Source organism: Flavobacterium sp. YO64 (genome assembly GCF_004119505.1).
Taxonomy (GTDB): domain Bacteria; phylum Bacteroidota; class Bacteroidia; order Flavobacteriales; family Flavobacteriaceae; genus Flavobacterium; species Flavobacterium oncorhynchi.
This window is the reverse complement of record NZ_NRQV01000029.1, coordinates 38,410-49,632: the sequence shown is the minus strand read 5'-3', so window position 1 is coordinate 49,632 and position 11,223 is coordinate 38,410. Positions and strand designations below refer to the sequence as shown.

The window sequence follows — 11,223 nt, the reverse complement described above, 5'->3', positions numbered from 1 at the left end:
TTTTTTATTATTGCATTTTTCGCAATGCAATCTATGACATGTAAAATAAAGCTTTTTGAAAACTATTAAACTGCATCTGAGTAATACTTGGATTTGTAAATGCAATTTCTGGCAGTTTAGGCATCAGGTCTGATTTATTTTTAAAATACTCTTTTAAATCTCTAAATATTTCTGTTCTGCTCTTTGTAATATCAACTAAACAAAGGTTTTTTATGTCTTCTAGAAAAAACAAACCGCTCAGAAGATTTTTATTTGAAAAGCAGATCATAACGTTTCTTCCTTTTTTATCTAATTTTAAAAAATCAATTAATTCTGATTTCTCATAAATAACAAAAATAGAACGATCAAAATCTTTTGATTCTTCTTCGTTTTTTAATAAAAAAGAATCCTCAGAAAATTCAAATTCATCTTTAAATTTTCTTTTAAACATTTTTAAAAAAACTTTCTTATTATCACGGACCTGTCCATGAATACGTTACTGCGCTTGAAATATCAACATCCAGCGAAATTACACCAGTATTTGGTTTACATAAAGTTGGATTGTATAAACTTTCTGCTGTTGCATTTGGTGCACCAGCTACTCCTATTTGAGAAGTCTGCGTAATCTCGTTACCACAACCGTCTTTTATTTTAAAATAGTAAGAACCTTTTCCTAAGTTTGTAAACTGATTAGATGATTGATAAGCACCATATGTTGCGCCTCCATTTAAACTCAAAGCATATTGCAATACATTATTAGGAGCTGGAGAAATAGTAGCTGCTGTAATAGTCAAGGTACCATTTGTAGCTTCCTCAGTACACACAAAACCTCCAGTATTGCCTTTGTCTACTGTAATTGTATTGCTGGCATCATAAGTAACCGTTTGAGTATATACATTGGTTGAACCTCCTTTAATTCGTAAACCAAAAACATACGTCCCAAAATTTAAACCATTAAAAGGCAGTGAAGCTGTAGTACTGGCTAAGTCTCGCACCTGCCCAACATTTGATGGTCCTGAAACCACAATAACCTGATAAGCACTTTGTACATCAAAAATTCCTTTCATGGTATAATTAAATCCTCCGCAGATTGGATCTGCAGTATAACCAGAAAGTGTGGCTTTATAACCCTGCACGACAAAATTCACATTTTTTGTACCACATTCTGTTGTAACTGCAACGGTATAATTTCCTTGTGGCCAGTAACCACTTGGATCTGATGCATTTATTTCGTTAAAAGTTCCTGTACCATTTTGAGTAACTACTCCAGTACCCGTAGAACCAACCGGTGCCAGAGGATTATCTGAAGTTAATATATTAAATGTTACATTTGTGCTGACAGCTGGAACAATCGATACCATCGCTCTACCATATCCTAAAACATTAAGATTGGGCTGAACCCCATAAGTACTTTGCAACATTACAAGACTACTAGCTGCTGGAATCGTTATATTCTGCGAGGCAGGCATTGTCGCATAATCATTGGTCGTATTGCCGCCAGCATCTTCATAAGTAACATGGTACGTAGCGCCAGGTGTAAAACCATCTAATGTTATAGAAACATTAGCTGCTCCTGAAATTGTTTTTGTCACTACATCTGCAGCATCAGCTGTATTTGTAAACTTTATGTCAATTGGGAAACAGGTTAAAAGATTCGATACAACCTTTACTACTCCAGATCCCCCGCAATTTAAAGGTGTCATCGCCCCTCCACTCGACCATTGTGTAACTGCAAATTCCTTCTTGTTACCGCACTTGTCAATTATGACAATTCTCATATTTGGTATATCTGCAAATACACCATCTCGAGTGGCAATCTTAGGCATTGTTATTGTTTTTGTGGTTAATGGATATCCTTCTCCATCAGCATCACTATAACCGTCTGCATTGGTGTCTTTACCATATTCTATTCCCTGATATTTTACCTTCCAGCTAAACAAAGCGGCATCTGCTGTAGAAACTGTAGTACTGTTTACGACGTACTGAAAGCCTAATTCAACAGTCATAACAATATTCGAAGCACAATTCATACCAACCGAACGCGTAGGATATGATGTAGTTGCTTTAACATCATTCAAAGTAACCGTTGCAAGTGAAATAGCCGTTGCCCCTGTAACGGTCTGCCCGCATGAATCGGTAACGCTTACAATATAATTACCAACCGGTAACCCGTTAAAGGCAAAAGAAGCGGCATTAATTGCACCGCTGCTCTGTATGCTAATTCCAGGGCTTGATTGTAAAGCAATATTGTAAGTAAAAGGCTGTTTACCACCCGTTACTGTCGTAGTCAATACTTCTAAACCTCCTGTACATCCTGCAATTTTAGTAGGCGTAGCCACTTTCATCACTGTATAACCGTCCGATACTGTTATAGAAGCACTGGTAAACTGGGTTCCTGAATTGGTATTACGCCCTTTAAGCACATAACTACCAGACGCAAGCCCTGTAAAAACAGGATCATCTGAAAATTGGGTCGCATCACCCGCAAATGGAGCAATAACCAAGCCGCCCTTGAGTAATTGATATTGGGGCACTACCCAACTCGCATCATTTTTTGCGGTTATAACACCTCCGCTAAGACATCCTGTTGTACTGACAGTTCCTGATACATTTTGTGCAAATGCGTAACTGCCAATAAAAAAGAATAAAAGAAGCGCTAAAAATAAAGTAACTTTTGTTTTCATAATTTACTTTTAATTTGCTGTTTAATAATTTTGATAGTTTCAATTTAAGTTGCAAACTTCTTTCTTAAATTCAGCTTATTTTACCAGTAAAAGTTTTTAATATAACAGATTAAGACAATTCTACAGAAATGTACCATTCATCTATTTTTTTAGTATTTAGGCGATGTTTTTTACCTTTAAAACGCTCTTTGCAGTAAACAATAATCATAACTTTTAAAGTATAAAGTCATTATTCCTACTCTGTTTACTTATGGAATTACTATAGTTTGAAAATACGGAGACTAAGTATTTAGACTAAAAAGAAGAAAAAAAAATGAGAGAACTCGTATCCTCTCATTTTCGAAAAAATTATTATGGCTTATAAAACTGTGTTACTATAAATTCTAAAAACAACTAATAAAACAACAGTATTTATTATTCACGAATATAACAGCTAAATCATTCCAAAATAGATATTAAAAGTTTTTTATACAGCATTTTAAGGCAAAAGTTGATGGTAATTGTGAATAGATAATTGTTGATGGTAATTTTAAATGATAAAGGTGTAATCTAATCACCTTAAAACCATAGGCTGCTATTATCTCTATACGTTTTCTATGCTTAGGTTATGCTTTAGAATGCAGGCTTTCGGTCAAAAACTATAAACTAACAACTCTAAAATAGGCTTTTAAACATAAAAAAAAGAGAAAACAATATGCTTTCTCTTTTTAAAATATTATGTAAAAAAGGTAAAAAATCTTACTGAGAATTTCACAGCCAGTATGATATTTACAGTTGCAAAATTAGCTTCGCAATTACTGTTTTATTGCCATTAAAAGATTTTAAAGCAACATTTTAAGACAAAAAAAAATAATGGATAATGGTTAATTGTTAGTGCTGAATGTCGAAATCTAACGATTAACAACTGTCAAATTGCAACTGTCAACAGCCATAAACTACAAACATTTTACATTTTACAATTATCCTTAAGTTTTTTTAGCTGTGGATCTCCTGATTGCTTTATTTGATTGATCACTATCTGTGCTATTTTTGTGGCTCCAAGCAAAGAAAGGTGCGTATCATCGGCCTTATCTTTATCATAATAAGGGTTCTCGCCTGCTTTAAAATGCAAATGCAACTGTTTTGACTTTTCAGGACCGTAAGACTGCTCTAGAAGTTCTGTATAATACTCTAAATCTATAAAAGGGACTTTATATTCCTGTGCGGTCAAACGGGTTTCGAGTGGATAATCACCATGCGTAGGTACGAGAACTCCTTTTTCATTAAAATTACGTCGGGCAATTGAAGTCAATAAAACTGGAATTGCTCCCTTTTCTCTGCTGTCTTTTACAAAACGAATCAGATTATATCGATAGGTCGTATGCGGATTTGTATAACGTGTTGAGTCTTCGATTTTTTCATCATTATGTCCAAATTCGATAAAAACATAATCGCCTTTTTTTAATTTTTTATAGATTGAATCCCAGCGTTTTTCGTTGATAAAACTTTTGGTGCTTCGACCGTTAACGGCTTTGTTTACAACTACAATATCATCTTTAAAAAAAGACTGCAATACTTGTGCCCATCCATGTTCTGGATTTTTATCAGGGTCTTTTTTATTTGCCATTGTCGAATCGCCAATTGTGTATAAAGTCGTTTTTTGTGCAAAACAAACTGATGTAATTAGTAGTGTTAAGAAGATATATTTTTTCATTTTTGTTTGTTTTTATGTTTCATGCTCCTGCTAGCTATCGGGAGCTAAGTTTTTTTTTCTATATTTTATATTCTCCGTTTGTCAGTCTGAGCGAAGTCGAAGACCTTTACAGCTTGAAAATCCTTCGACTTCGCTCAGGAGGACAATACTTTGTATAAACGCATTGCGGTGTAGATCATCAGAAAACCTCTGTTCCTCTGTTCCTTTGCTCCTTTGAACCTAAAAAAATTAAGGTTTAGAAACTGCTGTAGGCACTCCTGCTCTTTTGCCTATAAAAACATCTGTCATCAAAACATTCTCTGCGTTTTCGTTTGACAGGGCGTTCTTTGCTTCTTTTATTTCGATATTGTTCAGCGATATGTTTCTAATTTTTTTGTCTGGGAAACCCTGAATTACAATTCCAGATTCTGATGCTTTGTTACAAGTAATATTTGAAAAATGAATGTTTGAAATATCCGATTGCCAGCCTTTGCCTTCTCCATGATAATTAGCAGTCATATAAAGACAATCTTCAACTTGATCTAATTGTATGTTTCTAACAAAAACATTTTTAATGTAACCGCCGCGGTCGGCATTAGTTTTTAAATAAATTCCTCGTTTTAAATAACCTATTGTTTTACAGTTCTCAACAAATACATTTTGCACTCCTGCCGACATTTCGCTGCCTATTACAACTCCGTGAAGTCCTTTAAAATTACAGTTTCTAATTACAATATTCTCACTTGGTGTTGCTGTATTTGCTCTTCCCTCATGATCTCGCCCCGCTTTAATAGCAACATTATCATCACCATTGTTAAAGGTTACATTCTCAATCAAAACATCTTTTGCATATTCAGGATCGATTCCGTCATTATTATGGTTTAATGATTTATAGCTGATGCCTCGAACTGTAATACTTTGTGATTTTAAAAGATGCAGACACCAAAACGGCGAATTTTCAATTCTGACATTCTCAACAAGTACATTTTTGCAATTTAAAAACTGAATCATCTGCGGACGTAAAAAATAACCTTCTCCGAATTTTCTATCTTTTAACGGCACATTATTATGATTCATATCTCGGCTTAATTCTTTGCCTGGACCTTCTTTTGCTTTAAAGCTTTTCCAAACTTTCCCGCCTTCACCATCAATAGTTCCTTCGCCAGTCAGTGCAATATTAGTACAGTCTGCAGCATAAATAAGCGGGCTGTAATTGTAAAGCATGGTGCCTTCCCAGCTGGTTAAAACCAAAGGATAATCCTGAGGATTGTCGCTGAATTTTATTTTGGCGCCTTTTTCTATTTTCAAATTTACATTACTCACAAAATGAATAGGCCCGTTTATTTTATAAATTCCTTTTGGAACAATAATGGTTCCTCCGCCTTTCTTTTTACAAAGCGCCATTGCTTTATCAAACGCAGCCTTATTGTTTGTAATAGAGTCGCCTTTTGCTCCTGTTTTTACAATATTAACTTGATAAGCAGGAAATACAGGAAGCTGAATTCTGTTTACTATAGAATCAACCTTTGCTGTTGGAAAATCATTTTTCTGAGCAAAGGAAACGCAGGATATTAAGAGGAGAAGTAGATATTTCATTTTTTTTAAGGTTCTAAGATTCTGAGGTTCTGAGGTTCTGAGGTTTTTCTTGTAGAGACGCCGTGCTGTTCGTCTTTTTGGTTCTGAGATATTTCGTCTAAGACTTAGCATCTTAGAACCTTAGTCCCTCAGCACCTTAATTAAAGGTACCAATTAGGCACTGTATCTTTTAGAATATTTTCTATCGAATATTGCTCTGCTTCTGTTTTTGTAAGCTGATGCGACCATGCGACTCTTTTCTTTGGTTGAAATCCTTCGCCGCTGTTATTGTATTCAGCATAAAAGGCTTTTTTCTCTGCATCGGGTTTTGACCAATTTTCCCAGCCTTCGGGTTTTATGTGTTTGCCTAATTCGCAGTCGATAAAAACGGTTTTGGCATAAATACGCCATGGTCTGCCCAGATAAACGGCGTTTGCAGCAGGTTCTGCGGTTAGTTTACAATTTTTAAAAACAAAACCATAAGCAACACCTTCGGGAGTTGAAGCAGCTGTTACGTATGAACTTTTAATACTGTGAATAATGCAGTTTTCGAATAAAGCTGTGGCTCCGCCAAAAATAAAATCGGTTGTACCTTCGATATAACAGTTTCTAAAATACTGCTTGGCATTTTTTCCTGATAAATATAAGGTATCTTGATTTCCTGAAATAATACAGCTGGTAATTTTAGCACGATTGCCGGTAACCGATAATGCAATTGCCTGACCTTTATCGCCCGAAGCGTTTTTAATGGTTAGGTTAAACGCTGTAAAATCGTCTGCTTCTACTAAAAGTGTTGATGTATAAAAAGTGCTGTTTCGCCCTAAGTTGATTTTCGAAAAATTATCATCAAAAGTAATGATCGTATTTTCTTTACTTTCGCCAAATAAAATCAAATTGTTGTTCCATTCAGGCACTCTAAGCTTTTCGTTGTATGTTCCGTTTTTAATAAGTATCGTTACTTTTTCATAAGGAAAAGAGGGGCTCGCATATATGGCATCTTGTATTTTGGTAAAGTCTCCAGAACCATCCTGTGCTACGGTAAAAAAAACAACTTTCTTCTTCTCTGATGCTGCTTCTGAAACTTTTGTACCATTTTTAATTCCCCAAGCGGTATATTTTTTCAATACTTCTTTTGGTTCATCTGTATACCAAGCGTAACCATTTCTTCGTTCCGCACCAATTTCATCTAGTGATTTCTTTTTGATTCCGTCACGATCGCAAAAGAAAGGTTCGTTATTGTCCAATTCCATAAATCTTGCCCAAATTGGCGCAGCATTTTGAGTTGGAATCATCTTTTTATCAATAACTTTTCCTGCATCGTTTAAAACACGCTTTTCTTCAAGATTGGTAATTTTTGTTTTCTCAAACCATGCATAGGCACTTTTTACAGCAGTCATAACCTCTGGTGACGGTTTTTTAATTGCCATTAAAAGCAGTACAATTTTAGCCGATTCTTTTCCGCTTAGCGAAGGCAGTTCATACGCTCTCGCTTTTGCAGGAAGCAGCGTAACTTCATCATGCTGTGCGCACCAAGCCGTTAAAACTCCATTTTGTTTGTATTGTGTTTTGATGATGCAGTCTATTCCTTTATCAAAAGCTGTTTTTGTTTTGGCAATAATTTCTTTTGATGGTTTAATGCTGTAGAAATCTGTTTCCTCGCTTACTTCTTTCATCACCTCTAAAATACGAACCATCGAATCGTCATTGTAGGTAATATGGGTGTAATATCCCTTTTTTAAAGGATAAAATTGAGGCCAGCCGCCATTTGCATATTGCGCTTCCAGTAAATAATTTAACCCTTTTAAAAATGATTCTTTGTAACGCTCGTCTTTTACCTGAGCATACATTTTAGACATATAAAGCATTTCCTGAGTGGTTGCTCCATTGTCTGTTGTGGTTTCTTTTGTGGTCTTTTTAATATCGAGTAAATCCTTTTTCTGCGAAGAAGTCAGCTCATTCTGCATTTGAATATTCTTTGGCCAGCCCCCAATATCTCTTTGGTAAAGCAGTACATTTTCGGCAATCTTTTTAGCTTCTTCGGTACCAAACCATGAAGCATCGTTTTTACGAATTATATCCTGCCAGTTTTTATAGGTGTTTTGTGCCTGAGTGCTAAAACTCAAAACAATACTAAAAAGCAATAGGATTTTTTTTAACTGAACCATTCTAAATTTTATTTCGTTACTCTAAACCAATCAACTGCCACACTTCCTGAATCGTTTGTTACTTTTTCACTTAAAGCAAAAAGTCCCATTTTTGCTCCAATCCATTTTCCTTCGATTGAAGTAAAATCACTTCCTATCGGCTGATAGTTTTTATCATCTAAGCTATAAAAGAAACTGCAAATTCCGCCTTTTTTTACTTTTACTTTCAAATAAATTGTATTGCTTGAAATTAAAATAGGTTTTGTTTCTGTTTCTGAAACGGTTTTATTAAAAGTTCCTGTTTTTTGATTGAGATATAATTTTCCGTTATCGTTTTTTAAGCATAAATAACTATAATCCAATCCCATAATAATCAGTCCTGTCGATTCTCCGTTTAATCTTGCATTAAAAGTTAATTTGGCTGTCGCCGAAAACTCTTCAGCAGGAAATTTTTGAAGCAGTAAATTTGGTGCATCAAAAATTCTTTTACTGTCCTTAATTGTGGTCATGCAAAACAAATTCAAATAACCAAGACTTGTAGGTAATCCCCAGTTGATCTGAGAATTTGCGTGCCACTGCCATTGCAATCCTAATTTTGGTTCGTTAAATTCATCTGATGTTGCTGGATTTTCTATTGGATATTTTTTACCAACATTTGGTTTTTTATAGGTTGTAACCGGTTCTCCTATTCCATTTTTATCAAAATCCTGTCCCATAACCGGCCAGTCTTTCTCCCATTTCATAGGCTGTAAATGCACAATTCTTCCGTAAGCACCTTTATCCTGAAAGTGGATAAACCAATCTTCCCCTGTTTGAGTCTGCACCCACGCTCCTTGATGCGGACCGTTTATTTTGGTTGATCCTTGTTCTAAAACTTTTTTCTTTTCATAAGGTCCAAAAACATTTTTAGATCTTAAAATAGTCTGCCAGCCCGTTGGTACTCCTCCTGCTGGTGCAAAAATGTAATAGTAATTGTTTCTTTTGTAGAATTTCGGTCCTTCAATCGTGCCTTCGCCGTCATGTCCGTCAATCACCATTACTTCATCATTATTAGCAATTGTTCCTTCGACATTCATGCTGCAAACCACAATTAAGCTTTTAATCTGCGCGCGGCTTCCCGCAAATGCATGCACTAGATATACTTTTCCATCATCATCCCAAAGCGGACTCGGGTCAATAAGTCCTTTTCCAGCTTTTACTAAAAGCGGTTCTGACCAAGGTCCTTCAGCCTTTTTAGCTTTTATCATATAAATCCCAAAATCAGGATCTGGATAGTAAATATAAAACTCGTTATTATGAAAAGTAATACTTGGCGCCCAAACACCATTTCCGTGCTGCACTTTATCATAGGTTTCAAAAGGCGGCTGTTTTGGCAGCGCATAGCTTATAATTTTCCAGTTTACTAAATCTTTTGAATGTAAGATTGGTAATCCCGGAATACAATTAAAAGACGATGCTGTCATATAAAAATCATCTCCAACCCTTACTGCATCAGGATCTGAATAATCGGCATGAATAATTGGATTTGTATATGTTCCGTCTCCATTATCTGGTGTCCATACTTGTGCTTCATTTTTCTGAAATGAAAATACGGAAAGGAGAAGAACTGCGATTTTTATACTTTTCATTTTTGTTTTGTTTTTTTGTCATTTCGACCGAAGGGAGACTCGAGCGATAGCGAATAGACGAAGTAAATCGCACTAGAAATTCCGTACAGAATGTCTTCAATCTTTGTCGAATTACGAGTGAGATTTCTCCCTTCGGTCGAAATGACAAGTTTTGTGTTTTAAATCCGACAAGTTTTAAAACCTATCGGGTTTGTACCTTAATTTGTAATTGGAGTTTCTGTTCGATGCTTCGACTTCGCTCAACAAGACAAAGCAGACCGTCTTCACTAATAATTCATAACTCACAATTAACAATTATAAATTATCTATTTAATTCTAAAGCAGCTAAAATAAAAGGACCAGTTGCTTTAGGATCGTTGTCTTTTTTTCTTTCGTTTACGTAATATTCATAAGAACCATCACGGTACGGAGTTCCTCCTAAACCTGCAACTTGGCAGCAGTTTGTTAATGTAATACCGCCGTCTTCATCAACTTTTTTGATTAAAATAGTTGTTAATCCGTCAAAAGCTTTGTTGGCTAATTTTTTATATTTTGCTGGTAAATATCCTTTGTTTGCCCCTTTTGCAAAAGCATAAGCAAACATTGATGATCCTGAAGCTTCTAAATAGTTTCCTTTTCCTCCTGCTTTATCTGTAACCTGATACCACAATCCAGATTTATCTTGATATTTAGCCAAAGCTGCAGATACATTGTTTAAATACTTAATTAATTCTGCTCTCTTTGGGTGCTCTTTTGGCATATAATCTAAAACGTCAACAAGCGCCATTGCATACCAGCCTAAAGCTCTTGACCAGAAATTTGGTGAGTTTCCTGTAACTTTATTTGCCCAAGGCATTGCTTTACTTTCATCCCAACCGTGGTACAATAATCCTGTTTTAGGATCTGTTGCGTGCAATTGAATCAACTCAAATTGTTTTGCGATGTCATCAAAACTTTTTCCATTTTCAAAAGTCAATGTGTATTCTGCGTAAAATGGTTCTCCCATATACAAACCGTCTAACCACATTTGGTTTGGATAAATTTGTTTGTGCCAGAATCCGCCGCTCGCTGTACGAGGCTGCTCTGTTAATTGTTTGCGAACCAATTGCATTGCTTTTAAATATTTATCCTGTTTTGTTTCGGCATAAATAGCAAAAAGTAAACGCCCCGGAACCACCAAATCGATATTGTATTTGTCTAGTTCGTACGTTTTAATCGTACCGTCTTCCTGTACCAATTCATCTACATAACCTCTTATATAGGCTTTGTAACGCGGATCTGGATTTTTTTTGTACAATTCTTCGATAGAGTGTAATACTAAGGCATGAACATAATCCCATTTTGGTTTTTTAGAATCGTCGATCATGTAACTTTCTGGATGACGTTTCATCAAGGTTAAAGCCATTTTATCTGACCATTTCATGTCTTTCGAAATAACGATTTCCTTTTTTGCAGTTTCCTGTGAAGTTACTTTACAGCCTGTAAAAGCCATTACGCAAACTAATAAAACCGACATAAAACTGTGTTTCCTACTATTTTTCATTTCAAAATATATTTAAAAA

At 35.4% G+C, this 11,223-nt stretch carries 7 protein-coding genes; all 7 read right to left on the bottom strand.

Going from position 1 to position 11,223, the window contains the following annotated elements:
- Positions 1 to 31: 31 nt before the first annotated feature.
- The 7 genes from BOW57_RS17115 to BOW57_RS17085 all read right to left on the bottom strand — a co-directional run bounded on the left by BOW57_RS17115 (position 32) and on the right by BOW57_RS17085 (position 11,204).
- Positions 32 to 430 carry a hypothetical protein gene (locus BOW57_RS17115; protein WP_129055997.1) on the bottom strand — a complete coding sequence of 133 codons (399 nt, stop codon included), beginning with the start codon at positions 428 to 430 and terminating at the stop codon, positions 32 to 34.
- A gap of 22 nt (positions 431 to 452) precedes the next feature.
- Positions 453 to 2,663: a hypothetical protein gene (locus BOW57_RS17110; protein WP_129055994.1), complete on the bottom strand. Its 2,211-nt coding sequence runs from the start codon at positions 2,661 to 2,663 to the stop codon at positions 453 to 455.
- 946 nt (positions 2,664 to 3,609) lie between these two features.
- The gene (locus BOW57_RS17105; protein ID WP_164973734.1) at positions 3,610 to 4,356 is read right to left on the bottom strand and encodes a rhamnogalacturonan acetylesterase; all 747 of its coding nucleotides are present in this window, start codon (positions 4,354 to 4,356) and stop codon (positions 3,610 to 3,612) included.
- A 228-nt stretch (positions 4,357 to 4,584) separates the two neighbouring features.
- Positions 4,585 to 5,931 carry a glycoside hydrolase family 28 protein gene (locus BOW57_RS17100; RefSeq protein WP_129055992.1) on the bottom strand — a complete coding sequence of 449 codons (1,347 nt, stop codon included), beginning with the start codon at positions 5,929 to 5,931 and terminating at the stop codon, positions 4,585 to 4,587.
- A gap of 140 nt (positions 5,932 to 6,071) precedes the next feature.
- Positions 6,072 to 8,075, bottom strand: coding sequence for a pectate lyase (pelA, locus tag BOW57_RS17095; protein WP_129055989.1), 2,004 nt, complete (start codon positions 8,073 to 8,075; stop codon positions 6,072 to 6,074).
- 8 nt (positions 8,076 to 8,083) lie between these two features.
- Positions 8,084 to 9,682 (bottom strand): glycoside hydrolase 43 family protein, encoded by a 1,599-nt coding sequence (locus BOW57_RS17090; RefSeq protein ID WP_129055987.1) that lies wholly within the window; start codon positions 9,680 to 9,682, stop codon positions 8,084 to 8,086.
- Positions 9,683 to 9,983: 301 nt separating this feature from the next.
- Complete coding sequence (locus BOW57_RS17085; RefSeq protein ID WP_129055984.1) at positions 9,984 to 11,204, bottom strand: glycoside hydrolase family 105 protein; 1,221 nt, start codon at positions 11,202 to 11,204, stop codon at positions 9,984 to 9,986.
- Positions 11,205 to 11,223 lie beyond the last annotated feature (19 nt).

Coding starts and splice junctions, on each gene's coding strand:
- BOW57_RS17115 (WP_129055997.1), bottom strand. CDS start 430: ATGTTTAAAAGAAAATTTAAAGATGAATTTGAATTTTCTGAGGATTCT.
- BOW57_RS17090 (WP_129055987.1), bottom strand. CDS start 9,682: ATGAAAAGTATAAAAATCGCAGTTCTTCTCCTTTCCGTATTTTCATTT.
- BOW57_RS17110 (WP_129055994.1), bottom strand. CDS start 2,663: ATGAAAACAAAAGTTACTTTATTTTTAGCGCTTCTTTTATTCTTTTTT.
- BOW57_RS17105 (WP_164973734.1), bottom strand. CDS start 4,356: ATGAAAAAATATATCTTCTTAACACTACTAATTACATCAGTTTGTTTT.
- BOW57_RS17100 (WP_129055992.1), bottom strand. CDS start 5,931: ATGAAATATCTACTTCTCCTCTTAATATCCTGCGTTTCCTTTGCTCAG.
- pelA (WP_129055989.1), bottom strand. CDS start 8,075: ATGGTTCAGTTAAAAAAAATCCTATTGCTTTTTAGTATTGTTTTGAGT.
- BOW57_RS17085 (WP_129055984.1), bottom strand. CDS start 11,204: ATGAAAAATAGTAGGAAACACAGTTTTATGTCGGTTTTATTAGTTTGC.